Genomic DNA, 15,416 nt, shown 5'->3' on the forward strand with positions numbered 1-15,416 from the left:
CATGGCAGCACGACCGCGGCGCCGGAACCCATGGCGCGCCGCCATGGAGGTCCATGACGACCCGTCGTACACCATCGGCATCGGCATGGAGCCCGACAACCGCCGCCAGGTGATCATCAAGCTCATCTGGATCGCCATCTGGTTCGCCTACATGGCGGCCCCCGTCGAGGACGTCCTCGGCGGCCACCACACCCTGGCCGGCGACGTCTTCGGCGGCTGCGGCCTCGCGGTCTTCGTCGCCGGCTACCTCGCCCTGGTCTTCCGGCACACGTCCCGTCCTCTGGAGCGCGCCCGCGTGCTCGGCGCGCTCGCCGCGCTGCTGTCCGTCGCGGTCGTGCTGTCCCTCACGCTCGGGGGCGCCTGGCTCGTCCTCTTCGTCTACGTCTGCGTCGCCTCCGGCGCGGTTCTGCCGACGAAGCTGTCCCGCATCACGATTCCGCTGGTCACGGGGGTACTGGCGGGACTCGGTGCGATGACGCCGGGCGCCCCCGAATACCTGGCCGCCCTCGTCATCCCGGCGCTGCTCGGCGGCTTCGCGATGGTGGGGGTGCGTCAGATGGCGATGACGACCCGCGCGCTGCGCGAGGCCCGTGCCACGGTCGCCCACCTCGCCGCCAACGAGGAGCGGCTGCGCCTCGCCCGCGACCTGCACGACCTGCTCGGGCACTCCCTGTCGCTGATCACGCTCAAGAGCGAGCTGGCCGGGCGGATGCTCCCGGACCGGCCCGACCAGGCGGCCCAGCAGGTCGCCGACATCGAACGGGTCAGCCGCCAGGCGCTGGTGGACGTCCGGGAGGCGGTGAGCGGCTTCCGCCGCCCCACGCTGGAGGCCGAGCTGGCGGGCGCCCGGACGGCCCTGGCCGCGGCCGGCATCGCCGCCGACCTCGCCCGCGCCGCCACCGACCATCCCGACCTGCCGCCCGACGAGGAGGGCGCGCTGGCCTGGGCGCTGCGGGAGGCCGTGACCAACGTGGTGCGGCACAGCGCCGCACGGCGCTGCGAGATCACGCTGGCCGAGGAGGGCGACGAGCTCTGCCTGACCGTCAGCGACAACGGACGCGGCCCCCGGGGCGGCCCTCCCGGCAACGGCCTGACGGGCCTGTCCGAGCGGCTCCACCTCGCCGACGGCCGTCTGGAGACCGGCCCGGGCCCGCGCGGCGGCTTCCGCTTGCGCGCTTTCGTCCCTCTCTCGCGCAGCCTCGCCCCGGAGCGGCCTACGCTGTCGTCGTGACAGACCAGCACCACCCCGCCGATCCGGCCGGCCGACGCATCATCAAAGTCCTCCTCGCGGAGGACCAGTCCATGGTCAGGGAGGCGCTGGCGGCGCTGCTCGGCCTGGAGGACGACATCGAGGTCGTCGCCCAGGTCTCCCGGGGCGACGAGGTCCTCGACGCCGCCCGCGCCCACGACCTGGACGTGGTCCTGCTCGACATCGAGATGCCCGGCATGACGGGGCTCGACGCGGCCGCCCTGGTCCGCCGCGAGCTGCCGGCCCTCAAGGTCGTGATCCTCACGACGTTCGGGCGCCCGGGCTACATGCGCCGGGCCATGGAGTCCGGCGCGGAGGCCTTCCTCGTCAAGGACGCGCCCGCGGCCCAGCTCGCGGACGCCCTGCGCAGGGTGCTGCGCGGCGAGCGCGTCATCGACCCCACCCTCGCGGCGGCGGCGCTCGCGGAGGGCGCCAATCCGCTGACCGACCGCGAGCGCGTGGTGCTGCGGGCCTCCGCCGACGGTTCGACCAACGCGGAGCTGGCCAGAAGGCTGCACCTGTCGAACGGGACCGTCCGCAACTACCTCTCGACGGCCATCCAGAAGACCGGGGCGCGCAACCGCGCCGAGGCGGAGCGGATCGCGCGGGACAAGGGCTGGCTGTGACAGCCGGGCGGACGGCGGCGGGCGCCGCGCCCGGCGCCCGTCAGTTGAGCATCGCCCGGGCCGCCCGGGCCTGCCGGCGCACCGTCTCCGCAACCGTCGGCTCCAGCGCGTCGATGACCTCCGCGTACTCCTCCATCGCGTGCGCGCCCGCCACGAAGTCGCCGCGCTCCACGAGCAGCTCGGCGCGCTCGTAGCGGAGCCTGGCCGGGTGGCTGGGCAGCAGCAGGGACAGCTCGACGGCCCACAGCTGGACGTCGCTGCGCTCGGGGCGGGCCGCGGCCCAGGCACGGATGTTGTTCAGCACGCGCAGCACGATCTCCACCGGCTCCGCGGGGGAGAACATCGAGGGGGCGAGCGGGGTGCCCGTCGCGCCCGCGACCAGCAGTCCCGCCTCCTCCTCGGACAGGATCCGGCCGCCGTCGAAGGGATCGGCCAGGACGTGCCCGCCGAGGGGGTCGCCGAACCCGACGACGAAGTGACCCGGCAGCGCCACCCCGTACACCGGCGCCCCGGCCCGCCGCGCGACCTCCATCCACACCACGGACAGCAGGATCGGCAGCCCGCGCCGCCGCCGGAGCACCTCGGTCAGCAGCGAGGACTCCAGGCGCCGGTAGTCGGCCGGGGAGCCGTGGAAGCCGCACCGCTCGCCCAGGAGCTCCGCGAGCGCCTCCGCCCACCGGCGCGGGGCGGCCTGCCGGCCCAGCGCGGGGAGCAGCCCGGCGAGCCGGTCCAGCTCCATCTGCGCGGCGTCGATCGCCTCCTCGCCCGGCTCCGGGTCGGCCTCGGCGGCGATCAGCAGGCACAGCAGCGCGAGGTCGGGCCGCTCCTCGCGTGCCGCCTCGGCGAACCGCTGCCGTCCGGTGGTGTCGTTCATGGTGCCTCCGCCTCCCGCCTTCCATGGTGCGCGCCGGTTGCGCTGACCGTGCATTCCGCCGGACCCCCGCCACGGCGGCTGGACGCCGCCGCGGCGGGACCGAGAGGCCAGGCCTCTCTACCGTGTGCTTCGCCGCCGGGCAAGAAGCCCCCGCCGGGACGGCGACGAGCCACGACGGCGAGGGTCCGGCCGGAGCAGACGATCACCGTAATCGGCGCTAAGGGCGCGCCGCGCGGCGATAGTGGTACGCGTGGTGCGTCGTGAAGCCCATCTCGTCGTAGAGCGCCGTCGCCGCGCCGTTGTCCGTCTCCACCTGCAGGTACGCCGCCGAGGCGCCCTCGCTCAGCGCCTGCTCCGCGAGGCGCGCCATGACCTGCGTGGCCAGCCCGCGCCTGCGGTGCTCCGGGCTGACGGCCACCGCCGAGAAGCCTGCCCACCGGCCGTCCACCACGCACCGCCCGACGGCCACCGGGCCCTCGCCCGGCGCCCCGGGGACCGTCGCGAACCACACCGAGGGCCCGCCGCCCAGCACAGCGAGGGCGTCCTCGGCGCCGCCGTCCGTGCGCCCGTAGGCGCGCAGCCACGCCTCGCCGGGGGTGCGCGCGAGCCGCACGTGCTCCGTGGCGGCCCCCGTATCCGCCACCGGCGCCAGCGCCGCCGTCCGCATGAGGGCGTGGCGTTCCTCGGTCCAGCCGCGCCGGGCCAGCTCGGCGTCCAGGAGGGCGTCCTGCTCCGGGTCTCCGGTGGTGATCTGGACCATCGCGGGCAGGGACCGCTCGGCGTACCAGGCGGTCACCCGGTCCACGGCCTCCGGCAGCGGCAGCCCGCAAGGGCCGAGCGGCAGGACCGAGTTGGCACGGGCGGTGAAGCCGCCCGCCGCGCGCAGGGTCCAGGCACCGAGCCGTGCGGTCTCCCGCGGGGGCCAGCCCCGGGTCGCGATCTCCTGGAGCTCGCGCACGGTCGCCGCGGGGCCGCGGCGGCGCGGCGGAGGGCCGGGGACGACCTTGCCGGCCACGAGCGAGGCCTCGTCGAAAGTGACAATCTCTCCGGTCCGCCGTGTGATCCGCAGCACTCCGCCCTCCCAGGAGGTGAGGGTGCCGACGGTGTCCGTGAACCGCTCGGAAGATCCCTCCGGAGACCCTGCGGAAGGGTTCAGACGGCGTACGGATACCCTTTTTCCCACATCAGCGGTACTGATCCTGATTTCCAGCCGTCCGCCCGTGGTGAATTCCACAGCTCTCCTCGCCCCTCTTGTTCGTCAAGTGCCCGGGAACGGAGATACTAGGTGTGGGCATCGACGACGCCGCGCTCCCGCGCGAGATGAGCCCTACCGAGGAGGAACGACAGCGTGACCTACGTCATCGCGCAGCCTTGTGTCGACGTGAAGGACAAGGCGTGCATCGAGGAGTGCCCCGTCGACTGCATCTACGAGGGTTCCCGGTCCTTGTACATCCACCCGGACGAATGTGTCGACTGTGGTGCCTGTGAGCCGGTCTGCCCCGTCGAGGCGATCTTCTACGAGGATGACACTCCCGAGGAGTGGAAGGACTACTACAAGGCGAACGTCGAGTTCTTCGACGAGCTCGGTTCGCCCGGTGGCGCCTCGAAGCTCGGCCTGATCGAGCGCGACCACCCCTTCATCGCCGCGCTGCCCGCGGACATCAACCCGGCGGAGCACTGACCGAAGCGGCCACCCCGGCCCCGTACGGCCGCCGCCGTGCGGGGCCGCGGCGTATCTCCGGTCACCCCCAGAGCAAGAGAGCGAACACCGTGAGCGCAGTCTCCTCCCGCCTCCCCGTCTTCCCCTGGGACCGGCTCGCCCCCTACAAGGCGAAAGCGGCAGCCCACCCCGGCGGAATAGTGGACCTCTCGGTCGGCACGCCCGTCGACCCGGTGCCCGCGCTGATCCAGCGGGCGCTCACCGAGGCCGCCGACAGCCCCGGCTATCCCACGGTGTGGGGCACGCCCGCACTGCGCGACGCGCTGACCGGCTGGGCGGAGCGCCGGCTGGGCGCCCGGGACCTGGCGCACACCAACGTGCTGCCGATCGTCGGCTCCAAGGAGCTGGTGGCCTGGCTGCCGACGCAGCTCGGCCTCGGCGCGGGCGCCAAGATCGCCCACCCGCGCCTGGCCTACCCGACCTACGAGGTCGGCGCGCGCCTCGCGGGCGCCGAGCCCGTCGTCTACGACGACCCCACGGAGCTCGACCCCACGGGCCTGAAGCTGCTCTGGCTCAATTCCCCGTCCAACCCCACCGGCCGCGTCCTGTCCGCCGACGAGATGCGCCGCACCGTGGCGTGGGCGCGCGAGCACGGGGTGCTGCTCTTCAGCGACGAGTGCTACGTGGAGCTGGGCTGGGAGGCCGACCCCGTCTCCGTCCTGCATCCGGACGTCTGCGGCGGTTCGTACGAGGGCATCGTCGCGGTGCACTCGCTCTCCAAGCGGTCGAACCTGGCCGGCTACCGCGCGGCCTTCCTGGCCGGCGACCCCGCCGTCCTCGGTGAGCTGCTGCAGATCCGCAAGCACGGCGGGATGATGGTCTCCGCCCCGGTCCAGGCCGCCACGGTCGCGGCCCTGGGGGACACGGCGCACGTGACCGAGCAGCGGGCGCGCTACGCCGGCCGCCGCGACGCCCTGCGGGCCGCCTTCGAGGGCGCGGGCTTCCGCATCGAGCACAGCGAGGCGTCGCTGTACCTGTGGGCCACGCGGGACGAGCCCTGCTGGGACACCGTCGCGGCCATGGCCGAGCTCGGCATCCTGGTGGCGCCCGGCGTCTTCTACGGGGAGGCCGGGGAGCGGTTCGTGCGGATCGCCTTCACCGCGACCGACGAGCGGGTCGAGGCCGCGGTCCGCCGCCTGGCGCAGTAGCCGCCCGCGGGACGAGCGCACACGCGAGAGGGCCCGGGAGACGTCTCCCGGGCCCTCTCGCGTGCTCGTCCGTGCGCTGGGTCAGCCGCCGATCGGGAGCTGGCCGCCGCCGAGGGGCAGGCCCTTGGCGTTGAGGCCGCCGGCGGTCTTCGTGGCCTCGCCCGCGAGCCCGGAGGTGGTGCCCGCGGCCTGGCCGGCGACCTTCTGGACGGCGGGGGCGGCGGTCTTGGCGGCCTTGCCGGTGGCGTCGGCGGCGCCGGGCACGGTGGTCTTGATGGCGCTGGTGCCGACGCCCGACACCGTCTCCCCGGCCTTGTGGGCGGCCGCGTCGACGTTGGTGCCGAGGTTCGCGCCGTCCACCGCGGTCAGGCCGCTCGCCAGGTCGGTGGCCTGCGGGGCGGCGCTCGCCGCTCCGGCCGCGCCGATCACGGGTGCCGCACCGGCGGCCACCAGCAGTGCGGCCCGGGCGATCCGACGCGTCAGGGGGAGGGACATGATGCTCCTTTGGCGGAGTTGAGGACTTTGGCTGTCCGGCGAGCGGACGCAGTGACTACCGCGCGAATCCGTGGAAGGTTGCGGTGCGCCACGGTAAAGAGTTGGTAATGCGTCGCATTATCTGTCCCCCTAAAAGCGGGGCAAAACGGGCGTGCGGTATGCAGGTCGGGAAGGCTGACAAGCCTTTAGTCACAAGGAATTCCCGGGAAATCCCGACGCCTGGGGCGGGCGTTGCCCATTAAGCGCGCGGGGCTGTTGTGCCTACCTCCGGCGGGGGGACGGTCGCACTACTGAGCGGTCGTGATCCGTACCTCTGCGGCCGCGATCCCGGGGGAATTCCCGCCCTCCGCCGCGGCCTTGCCGTCCTTGCGCCAGCCGTCCCGCGAATCGGCCGCCGTCCACACCCGGCCGCCGAAGGAGATCCGCTCGACCCGCAGTTCGGTCGCGTGGGCCACCGCCCACGAGGCCAGCTGCCAGCCGCGCCGCTCCCGGCCGCTCCCGGCCGGCTCGCCCGGCCCCGTCGCCTTGTCCGGCACGGGCACCGCGAGCGTCCGCGCGGCGGCACCGCCCGCCGCGCCCGCACCACCGCTCACCGGGGCCGCCAGGGTCTCCGCCGCCGGCACCGCCGCCGCACCGAACTCCCGGCGCAGCTTGGCCCGTACCGCCGAGACGTCCCCCTTCTTGCCGTCGCTCGGGCTCGTCGTGCAGCTGAAGGCCGCCACCGCCCGGCCCGTGAGCGCGGACGACAGCAGCGACGCGTCCGGCTCGTGCTTGGCGTACGCCTGCGGGAAGCCGCTGCGCTGCACCTTCTGCGCGGCCACCGTCAGCGGCAGCCGCGAGTAGCCCGGCACCTCCACCAGGTGGTCGTAGAACTTCCCCGCCGCGTACACGGGGTCGGTGATCTGCCGAGCGGAGCCCCAGCCCTGCGTGGGCCGCTGCTGGAACAGGCCCAGCGAGTCCCGGTCGCCGTGGTGGATGTTGCGCAGCCCCGACTCCTGCATGGCCGTGGCCAGGGCGATCGTCACCGCCCGCTCCGGCAGCCCGCGCCCGGACCCCACGGCCGAGATCGTCGCCGCGTTCACCGCCTGCTCGGGCGAGAGGGAGTACGAGGCGCCGTCGGCGCGCACCGTGCAGCGCGGCGCTCCCGGGCCGCCCGTCACCAGCTGGGCGATCCCGTAGCCGATCAGCGCCAGCAGCACGGCGCAGGCGGCCACGATGCGCAACACGCGGCCACGTCGGGTGACGAAGATCCGGGACATGCGGCCCACGTTACTGGAGCGGGCTGACGACGGCCCCGGGCCGCCCTCCGGCCCGGCCGCGCCCGCACCGCCCGGGCTAGAGTCGCACGCATGGATGACGCCGCACTCGACCTGTCCCTCGACGCCGCCGCCCTCACCGCCCAGCTCGTCGACGTCCCGTCCGAGAGCGGGAGCGAGAAGACGCTGGCCGACGCCGTCGAAAGCGCCCTGCGCGCGCTGCCGCACCTGACGGTGGACCGCTACGGCAACAACGTCGTGGCCCGCACGAACCTGGGCCGTGCCGAGCGCGTCGTGCTCGCCGGACACATCGACACCGTCCCCATCGCCGGCAACGTCCCCTCCCGGCTGGACGAGGACGGCTTCCTGTGGGGCTGCGGCACCAGCGACATGAAGTCCGGCGTCGCGGTGCAGCTGCGCATCGCCGCCACCGTGCCCGAGCCCAACCGCGACCTGACCCTCGTCTTCTACGACAACGAGGAGGTCGCCTCCCACCTCAACGGCCTCGGCCGCATCGCGGACGCCCACCCCGACTGGCTCGCCGCCGACTTCGCCGTCCTCCTGGAGCCCTCCGACGCCCAGGTCGAGGGCGGCTGCCAGGGCACCCTGCGGGTCCACCTGCACACCGCGGGCGAGCGCGCCCACTCCGCGCGCAGCTGGATGGGCAGCAACGCCATCCATGCCGCCGCGCCGATCCTCGCCCGGCTCGCCGCCTACGAGCCGCGCCGCCCCGTCATCGACGGCCTGGAGTACCACGAGGGCCTCAACGCCGTCCGCATCGAGGGCGGCGTCGCCGGCAACGTCATCCCCGACGCGTGCACCGTCACCGTCAACTACCGCTACGCGCCCGACCGCAGCCCCGCGCAGGCGCTGGAGCACGTCCGCGAGGTCTTCGCGGACTGCGGCGTCGCCGGGCTCGTCGTGGACGACGAGTCGCCCGGCGCGCTGCCCGGGCTGTCCCACCCCGCCGCCGCCGCGTTCATCGAGGCCGTCGGCGGGACCCCCAAGCCCAAGTTCGGCTGGACCGACGTCTCCCGCTTCAGCGCGCTCGGCGTCCCCGCCGTCAACTACGGCCCCGGCGACCCGACGCTCGCCCACAAGCGGGACGAGCGCGTCCGCGCCTCGCTGATCAACGACTGCGAGGAGCGGCTGCGCGCCTGGCTGGTCGGCTGACCTTTCCGGAGGCCGCGCCCGTGGGCCTACGCTGAACAGCAACGATCTGCAGCGGAGGGAGCACGGCATGGCACATCCCGAAGGACCGCGCGCGCGGCGGGAGCAGCGCCGGGGGCCGGTGGTACGCCGGTACGGCCAGATGCAGGCGGGCACCACGGACCAGCACCTGCTGGACACGAGAGGGGCCGCGGACTGGGTCCACGAGGACCCCTTCCGGGTGATGCGCATCCAGTCCGAGTTCGTCGAGGGCTTCGGGGCCCTCGCCGAACTGCCACCCGCCATCAGCGTCTTCGGCTCGGCCCGCACGCCCCGGGACTCCCCGGAGTACGAGGCCGGCATCGCCATCGGGCGCGGCCTCGTCGAGTCGGGCTTCGCGGTCATCACGGGCGGCGGGCCCGGCGCGATGGAGGCCGCCAACAAGGGGGCGACGGAGGCGGGCGGCATCTCCGTCGGCCTCGGCATCGAACTCCCCTTCGAGCAGGGGCTCAACCAGTACGTCAACCTCGGCGTCGACTTCCGCTACTTCTTCGTGCGGAAGACGATGTTCGTGAAGTACGCGAGCGGGTTCGTCGTGCTGCCGGGCGGACTCGGCACGCTGGACGAGCTGTTCGAGGCGCTGACCCTCGTCCAGACCAAGAAGGTCACGCGCTTCCCGATCGTCCTCTTCGGCTCCGCCTACTGGGGCGGCCTGGTCGACTGGTTCCGGGACACGCTCATCGCCGGAGGCAAGGCCGGCCCGAACGACCTGCACCTCTTCCACGTCACGGACGACGTGGAGGAGGCGGTCCGCCTGGTCACGAAGGAGGCGGGGGCCTGACGGACCCCCGCCGCGCAGGATCCCCGCCGGGCCACCGCGGAACCGCGGTGGCCCGCGGAGGAGGACGGCCGGCCGTCAGGCCGCGCCGGACCCCGTCCGTCGGGTCGTGGGCCCGGGTCAGGCCAGGCCGCGGCGGGTGACGGCCGGGGGGCGGTGGCCGGCGATGGACGCCACCATGTCCAGCACCTGCTTCGTCTCCGCCACTTCGTGCACGCGGTAGACCTGCGCGCCCAGCCACGCCGAGACGGCCGTCGTCGCGAGCGTGCCCAGGACGCGCTCCTTCACCGGCTTGTCGAGCGTCTCGCCGACGAAGTCCTTGTTCGACAGCGAGACCAGCACCGGCCAGCCCGTCTCCGCCATCTCGCCGAGCCGCCGGGTCGCCTCCAGCGAGTGCCGGGTGTTCTTCCCGAAGTCGTGCCCCGGGTCGATCATGATGCCGTCGCGCCGGACGCCCAGCGCCACCGCGCGCTCGGCCAGCCCGAGCGTGACCCGCAGGATGTCCGCCATCACGTCCTCGTACTCCACCCGGTGGGGGCGCGTGCGCGGCTCCACGCCGCCCGCGTGCGTGCACACCAGGCCCACGCCGTAACGGGCCGCGACCTCGGCCAGCTTGGGGTCCACGCCGCCCCACGCGTCGTTCAGGAGGTCCGCGCCGGCCTCGCACACCGCCTCGCCCACGTCGTGCCGCCAGGTGTCGACGCTGATCACCACGTCCGGGTGGCGCCTGCGGACCTCGGCGACGAAGCCGACCGTCCGCCGGGCCTCCTCCTCGGCGGTCACCTCCTCGCCGGGGCCGGCCTTCACCCCGCCGATGTCGATGATGGCCGCGCCCTCCGCGACGGCCTGCTCCACCCGGGCCAGGGCGGGCTCGTCGGTGAACGTCGCACCCTGGTCGTAGAAGGAGTCCGGCGTCCGGTTGACGATCGCCATGATCACCGGCTCGTGCGCATCGAACTCGCGTCGTCCCAGCCGCAGCATGTCCCTACTCCCTCTCGGTGGTCCGCAGCGACCTTAACCGTCAGTGCGGCATGGCACGATCGGGGTGGACGGAATCGCAGTCCGTGTTCCTGGGAGATGGTCGTGTTCTGGTTCCTGCTCATCGCGCTGGTCGTGGTGGTCGCCGCGGTCGCGCTCTTCGTCGCCGGAGGCGGAAGCGGCGCGGCGCTGCCCGAGGCCGCGGCCGACCGGACCGTCTGGCCGCTCCCCGCGGACCGCCCCACGGCCCGCGCCGACGTCGAGACCCTGCGCCTGCCCGTGGCCCTGCGGGGCTACCGCATGGCGGAGACGGACGAGGCCCTGGACCGCCTCGGCGCCGAGCTCGCCGAGCGCGACGCCCGCATCTCCGAGCTGGAGGCCGCCCTCGCGGGCGCGCAGGCCGCGGCCATGGCCGGCGGCAGGAAGGCCGGCCCCGGGGAGAGCGAGAGCCGCGAGCGGCGCGAGGACGAGGGGGAGAAGGAATGAGCGGCGAGCTGGTCATAGGGCAGGACGGGCTGGGCCGCTGCCCGTGGGGCCTCGAAGCGGAGACCATGGCGGACTACCGCGTCTACCACGACACCGAGTGGGGCCGCCCCGTGCGCGGGGACGACGCCCTCTACGAGCGGATGTGCCTGGAGGCCTTCCAGTCCGGGCTCTCGTGGCTGACGATCCTGCGGCGCCGCGAGGGCTTCCGGGCCGCCTTCGCCGGCTTCTCCATCGCCAAGGTCGCGGCCTTCACCGACGCCGACGCGGAGCGGCTGCTGGCCGACCCCGGCATCATCCGCAACCGCGCCAAGATCACGGCCACGATCGCCAACGCGCGGGTCGCGGCGGAGTGGGCGCCCGGTGAGCTGGACGCCCTGATCTGGTCCTACGCCCCGGAGCCGGCCGCCGCGCCGCGCACGGCAGCGGACGTCCCGGCCGTGACGCCGGAGTCGGCGGCCCTCGCCAAGGACCTCAAGAAGCGCGGCTTCCGCTTCATCGGGCCGACGACGGCGTACGCCCTGATGCAGGCGTGCGGGCTGGTGAACGACCACCTGGCGGGGTGTCACGCGAGAGAGGGCGCGGGGGCCCGCTGACGCGGGCCCCACCCGTGCTCAGCGGCCGACGAACTCCGGCTTCTCCTTCTTGAGGAAGGCGTCCACGGCGATGGCGTGGTCCTCCGACGCCCCCGCACGCGTCTGCAGCTCGTCCTCCTTGGCCAGGGCCTCGGTCAGGGGCCGCCCCGCCCCGTAGGCGAGGCACTCCTTGATCGCGGCGTAGGCGCCGGTGGGCCCCTCCGCCAGGCGCCGGGCGACGGCCGTGGCCTCCGCGGCCAGCTCCGCCGCCGGCACGACCTTGTTGGCGATGCCCAGCTCGTACGCCTCCTGCGCCGGCACGTTGCGCGGGAACAGCAGCAGGTCCGAGGCCCGGCTGTGGCCGACCAGGCGCGGCAGCGTCCAGGAGACCCCCGAGTCGGCGGTCAGGGCGACCCCCGCGAAGGAGGTGTTGAACGCGGCGGTGTCGGCCACCACCCGGTAGTCCGCGGCGAAGGCGAACCCCGCCCCGGCGCCGGCGGCGACCCCGTTCACCCCCGCCACGACCGGCTTCGGCATGCCGGCGATGGCCGTGACGATGGGGTTGTAGTGCTCCTTGACCGTCGTCATGGTGCGCCCCGTGCCGCTCGCGCGGTCGGCGGCCAGCGACTCGACATGCTCCTTGAGGTCCTGGCCGACGCAGAAGGCGCGCCCGGTGCCGATCAGCAGCACCGCCCGGACGCCGGCGTCGTCCCCGGCCCGCTGCAGGGCGTCGCGCAGGGCGACCTTGGTGTCGTTGTTCAGCGCGTTCATCGCGTCGGGACGGTTCAGCGTGATCGTCGCGAGCCCGTCCGTCACCTCGTACAGCACGGAGTCGGCCATGTGCCGGTCCCTCCCTCGTCGCAAGCCCCGTCGGCGTCGTTCCGGGCCCAGCATGCCGGAGATCACCGGACACCGATATGTGACCTGCGTCAAAGAAACCGGCCACAGATGCATGGTCGAAGCGGCGCAGTATCGCAGTCCGATCGCCGAATTGAGTGGTTTTGCGTGATCGCGTTGCCGAAGGGATACGGACCGATGTTGTTCATTGGGTCACGCGATGCGAGATAATGGCCTGGAAGCAATGTGTTCGATGCCGGTGACGCGGGCCTGTCGTGGGGCCGTCGGCTGACGATGAGCTGGTTTCAGGAAGGGGAACGAGCATGGCGGCCATGAAGCCGCGGACGGGCGATGGCCCGCTCGAGGTGACCAAGGAGGGGCGGGGCATCGTCATGCGGGTTCCGCTCGAAGGCGGCGGTCGGCTCGTCGTCGAGCTGACCCCGGATGAGGCCGAGGCCCTCGGAGACGCCCTGAAGAAGGTTGTCGGCTGACGCACGCCGAACCACCGTTCTTACGCTGCCCCGGCAGCCGGTCCGCACCGGCTGCCGGGGCAGTGGTGCATCCGGGGGAGCGCCGCGCCGCGCCTGCTCGCCGCGGCGGCGAACCGAGGTGGAGGCCGGAGGCGGCGGCCCGGGGCGGCTGCACCGGCCCCGGGGAGCCCGGCGGGCGGGGCGCCCGCGCGGGGTCAGCCGCGCCGGGCCGCGCACAGCAGCCCGTCGCCCACCGGCAGCAGCGACGGCACCAGCACCCGCGACTCGCGCACCGCCCGCAGCAGCTCGCGCAGCCGCTGCACCTCGGCGGGCTGGGCGGCGGAGTCGACCGTGCGGCCGTCGGCGAAGACGCCCTCGAAGCACACGAGGCCGCCGGGCCGCAGCAGGCGCAACGATTCGGCTAGATAGTCCAGGCACTCCAGCCGGTCGCCGTCGCAGAAGACCAGGTCGTAGCCGCCGTCGGCGAGGCGCGGCAGCACCTCCAGGGCGCGGCCGGGGATGAAGCGCGCGCGGTTGCCCGCGAAGCCCGCCGCGCGGAACGCCTGCCGGGCGAACTGCTGGCACTCCGGGTCGCTGTCCACCGTCGTGAGCACGCCGTCGGGCCGCATGCCGTGCAGGAGGTGGATGCCGGAGACGCCGGTGCCCGTGCCGATCTCGGCCACCGCCTTGGCGTCCACCGCCGCGGCGAGCAGGCGCAGCGCGGCGCCGGTGCCGGACGACACCGAGCGCAGGCCTGCCTCCAGGGCCCGGTCCCGGGCCCAGCGCAGCGCCTCGTCCTCGGCGACGAACGCATCGGCGAACGCCCAGCTCGTCTGCCGGTTGCCGGTAATGGCCCTCTCCTGTCCCCGTAGTCGACGCAACCGTGACTGTATCCGCTGACCACGGGAACCCGCAGATGGGACCGTGCGTTGACGAGAAGGGGCGGGGGCGGGACGGCAAACGGAGGGGATGGCCGGGAGAGCGGGGGAAGCAAGACCAAATGCAGGTCAAAATTCCTTATCCGGAGCTAACGGGCGGGATGGATATGGTAGGGGCTCTACTGGACACCACCAGAGCCGACAGGGGAGGTGCGGCTGCGGCCGACGACCGTCGGGGAGTGCTCAAGCGCTTTCGCAGGTCCGCCGGCGAGCCGAAATCCGTGACCAAGACCGCTGACCGTTCGCGCACCAACGACTCCGCACAGACCGCGACCTTCGCCACCGATGCGGACTCGCAGGCGTGGACGCCTCCCACCTGGGAGGAGATCGTCAGCACGCACAGCGCCCGCGTCTACCGCCTGGCCTACCGCCTCACCGGCAACCAGCACGACGCCGAGGACCTCACGCAGGAGGTCTTCGTCCGGGTCTTCCGGTCGCTCTCCACGTACACCCCCGGCACGTTCGAGGGGTGGCTGCACCGCATCACCACCAACCTCTTCCTGGACATGGTCCGGCGACGCCAGCGCATCCGCTTCGACGCGCTCGGCGAGGACGCCGCGGAGCGGCTCCCCAGCCGCGAGCCCTCCCCCCAGCAGCACTTCAACGACACGCACTTCGACGCGGACGTCCAGCAGGCGCTGGACACGCTCGCCCCGGAGTTCCGCGCCGCCGTCGTCCTGTGCGACATCGAGGGCCTGTCCTACGAGGAGATCGCCGCGACGCTCGGCGTGAAGCTCGGCACGGTCCGCAGCCGGATCCACCGCGGCCGCTCCCACCTGCGCAAGGCGCTCCAGCACCGTTCGCCCGCCGCCCGGGCCGAGCAGCGTGCCGTGGCGGGTGTGACCTCCGGCCTTCCTCTCAGTGGGGAGGTAGGGATCGCGTGACCGGTTCAGGCGGTCAGTCCCCCGCCGAGCACCATCTCGGCGACCGCCTCGCGGCCCTGGTCGACGGGGAGTTGGGACACGATTCTCGGGAGCGGGTACTCGCCCACCTGGCGACCTGCTGGAAGTGCAAAGCCGAAGCCGACGCGCAGCGCCGGCTCAAAAGCGTGTTCGCGGAAGCGGCGCTGCCGCCGCTCTCCGAGAACTTCCTGGCCCGGCTGCAGGGCCTGGCCGGCGGCGATCCCCGCGCCCCGCTCGTCGCCGACCACGACGGCCCGGCCGACCACCGCCCGGATGCCCGGGAGGGCCACGAGGGCCCCGGAGGGCCGGGAAAAGCCGGACTCGGCGCCCGGGCTGACTCCCTCGCGCCCCTCGGCCTCATCCCCGGCGGTGCCGCCCGGCCCCGCGAGAGCGGCTTCCGGATCCACGAGATGCCCGAGCCGCCCCGCGGTGGCATACGGGGGCGGCGGATCGCCTTCGCCGCCGCCGGGGCCGTCTCGCTGGCCGCGTTCGCCCTCGGTGGCGCGGCTCCGCTGACCTCGGTCGCCGGCCCCCAGGGCCAGCGCGCCGAGAACCCGCGCACCGCGACCACCCCGCTGTCGGCTTCGTCGGCTTCGTCCGCCTCCTCGGCCGCCGCGCGTGACCGGCGCCTCGCCCGCTCCGCCTCGCAGGGCGCTGCCGGGGGCTCCGGCGGGTCCGCCCCGTCGGCCGCCGTGCCGGTGCGGGAGGTGTCCCTGCTGCGCCCGTCCGCGGCGCCGCTGCTGCCCCCGCTGATACGGAGGGGGCACCCGGCACCGGGAGCGCCGTCGGACGACACCGCCCGGCGCTGACCCCCGCCCGGGCCCCCTGCGCACGTGTGTGCAGACCTGGTTGAATTCCTGTGGGCCGCGCATCCCTCG

General features: G+C 73.9%; 18 protein-coding genes. 11 read left to right on the forward strand and 7 right to left on the reverse strand.

Annotated features, from left to right (window positions below; all coding sequences use genetic code 11):
- Positions 1–43 precede the first annotated feature (43 nt).
- Both ACFPP6_RS16175 and ACFPP6_RS16180 read left to right on the forward strand, forming a co-directional pair.
- On the forward strand, positions 44–1,231 hold the full coding sequence (locus ACFPP6_RS16175; protein ID WP_382042596.1) for a sensor histidine kinase: 1,188 nt from the start codon (positions 44–46) through the stop codon (positions 1,229–1,231).
- A gap of 38 nt (positions 1,232–1,269) precedes the next feature.
- Positions 1,270–1,875 (forward strand): response regulator, encoded by a 606-nt coding sequence (locus ACFPP6_RS16180; RefSeq protein ID WP_382042599.1) that lies wholly within the window; start codon positions 1,270–1,272, stop codon positions 1,873–1,875.
- A 40-nt stretch (positions 1,876–1,915) separates the two neighbouring features.
- Here the strand turns inward: ACFPP6_RS16180 and ACFPP6_RS16185 are convergent, their stop codons facing one another.
- Positions 1,916–2,749, reverse strand: coding sequence for a transglutaminase-like and tetratricopeptide repeat-containing protein (locus ACFPP6_RS16185; RefSeq protein ID WP_382042204.1), 834 nt, complete (start codon positions 2,747–2,749; stop codon positions 1,916–1,918).
- Between the two features lie 217 nt (positions 2,750–2,966).
- Complete coding sequence (locus ACFPP6_RS16190) at positions 2,967–3,983, reverse strand: GNAT family N-acetyltransferase (RefSeq protein ID WP_382042207.1); 1,017 nt, start codon at positions 3,981–3,983, stop codon at positions 2,967–2,969.
- A gap of 114 nt (positions 3,984–4,097) precedes the next feature.
- On the opposite strand from ACFPP6_RS16190, the gene fdxA reads away from it, so the two are divergent.
- Together fdxA and dapC are read left to right on the forward strand one after the other, a co-directional pair.
- Positions 4,098–4,430: a ferredoxin gene (gene fdxA, locus ACFPP6_RS16195; protein WP_058046091.1), complete on the forward strand. Its 333-nt coding sequence runs from the start codon at positions 4,098–4,100 to the stop codon at positions 4,428–4,430.
- A gap of 89 nt (positions 4,431–4,519) precedes the next feature.
- On the forward strand, positions 4,520–5,617 hold the full coding sequence (gene dapC, locus ACFPP6_RS16200; RefSeq protein ID WP_382042210.1) for a succinyldiaminopimelate transaminase: 1,098 nt from the start codon (positions 4,520–4,522) through the stop codon (positions 5,615–5,617).
- Positions 5,618–5,698: 81 nt separating this feature from the next.
- On the opposite strand, the gene ACFPP6_RS16205 is transcribed toward dapC, so the two are convergent.
- Positions 5,699–6,112 carry an ATP-binding protein gene (locus tag ACFPP6_RS16205; RefSeq protein WP_382042213.1) on the reverse strand — a complete coding sequence of 138 codons (414 nt, stop codon included), beginning with the start codon at positions 6,110–6,112 and terminating at the stop codon, positions 5,699–5,701.
- Between the two features lie 287 nt (positions 6,113–6,399).
- Entirely contained in the window at positions 6,400–7,371 is a 972-nt protein-coding gene (locus tag ACFPP6_RS16210; RefSeq protein ID WP_382042216.1) for a VldE C-terminal domain-containing protein, read from the reverse strand.
- A 90-nt stretch (positions 7,372–7,461) separates the two neighbouring features.
- Between ACFPP6_RS16210 and dapE the strand changes: the two genes are divergently transcribed.
- Both dapE and ACFPP6_RS16220 read left to right on the forward strand, forming a co-directional pair.
- Entirely contained in the window at positions 7,462–8,541 is a 1,080-nt protein-coding gene (dapE, locus tag ACFPP6_RS16215) for a succinyl-diaminopimelate desuccinylase (protein ID WP_382042219.1), read from the forward strand.
- 67 nt (positions 8,542–8,608) lie between these two features.
- A complete protein-coding gene (locus ACFPP6_RS16220) occupies positions 8,609–9,358 on the forward strand; it encodes an LOG family protein (protein ID WP_382042222.1) in 750 nt (249 codons plus the stop codon).
- A 117-nt stretch (positions 9,359–9,475) separates the two neighbouring features.
- On the opposite strand, the gene folP is transcribed toward ACFPP6_RS16220, so the two are convergent.
- Positions 9,476–10,336, reverse strand: a complete 861-nt coding sequence (folP, locus tag ACFPP6_RS16225; RefSeq protein WP_382042224.1) for a dihydropteroate synthase — start codon at positions 10,334–10,336, stop codon at positions 9,476–9,478.
- Positions 10,337–10,432: 96 nt separating this feature from the next.
- On the opposite strand from folP, the gene ACFPP6_RS16230 reads away from it, so the two are divergent.
- Positions 10,433–10,819, forward strand: a complete 387-nt coding sequence (locus ACFPP6_RS16230; protein ID WP_382042227.1) for a DivIVA domain-containing protein — start codon at positions 10,433–10,435, stop codon at positions 10,817–10,819.
- Positions 10,816–11,412 carry a DNA-3-methyladenine glycosylase I gene (locus tag ACFPP6_RS16235; RefSeq protein ID WP_382042230.1) on the forward strand — a complete coding sequence of 199 codons (597 nt, stop codon included), beginning with the start codon at positions 10,816–10,818 and terminating at the stop codon, positions 11,410–11,412. The genes ACFPP6_RS16230 and ACFPP6_RS16235 overlap by 4 nt, the downstream gene beginning before the upstream one ends.
- Positions 11,413–11,430: 18 nt before the next feature.
- Here the strand turns inward: ACFPP6_RS16235 and chcB are convergent, their stop codons facing one another.
- Positions 11,431–12,231 (reverse strand): 2-cyclohexenylcarbonyl CoA isomerase, encoded by an 801-nt coding sequence (gene chcB / locus ACFPP6_RS16240; protein WP_382042233.1) that lies wholly within the window; start codon positions 12,229–12,231, stop codon positions 11,431–11,433.
- Positions 12,232–12,551: 320 nt separating this feature from the next.
- On the opposite strand from chcB, the gene ACFPP6_RS16245 reads away from it, so the two are divergent.
- Positions 12,552–12,719 (forward strand): DUF3117 domain-containing protein, encoded by a 168-nt coding sequence (locus tag ACFPP6_RS16245; protein WP_009997451.1) that lies wholly within the window; start codon positions 12,552–12,554, stop codon positions 12,717–12,719.
- Between the two features lie 194 nt (positions 12,720–12,913).
- On the opposite strand, the gene ACFPP6_RS16250 is transcribed toward ACFPP6_RS16245, so the two are convergent.
- Positions 12,914–13,579: an O-methyltransferase gene (locus ACFPP6_RS16250; RefSeq protein ID WP_058046100.1), complete on the reverse strand. Its 666-nt coding sequence runs from the start codon at positions 13,577–13,579 to the stop codon at positions 12,914–12,916.
- Between the two features lie 164 nt (positions 13,580–13,743).
- Here ACFPP6_RS16250 and sigE point away from each other — a divergent pair, with 164 nt between their 5' ends.
- Positions 13,744–14,520 (forward strand): RNA polymerase sigma factor SigE, encoded by a 777-nt coding sequence (sigE, locus tag ACFPP6_RS16255; RefSeq protein ID WP_382042602.1) that lies wholly within the window; start codon positions 13,744–13,746, stop codon positions 14,518–14,520.
- Positions 14,517–15,347: an anti-sigma factor family protein gene (locus ACFPP6_RS16260; RefSeq protein ID WP_382042236.1), complete on the forward strand. Its 831-nt coding sequence runs from the start codon at positions 14,517–14,519 to the stop codon at positions 15,345–15,347. The genes sigE and ACFPP6_RS16260 overlap by 4 nt, the downstream gene beginning before the upstream one ends.
- The last annotated feature ends 69 nt before the right edge of the window (positions 15,348–15,416 follow it).

This window comes from Streptomyces aureoversilis, assembly GCF_042657885.1.
GTDB classification, from domain to species: Bacteria; Actinomycetota; Actinomycetes; order Streptomycetales; family Streptomycetaceae; genus Streptomyces; species Streptomyces aureoversilis.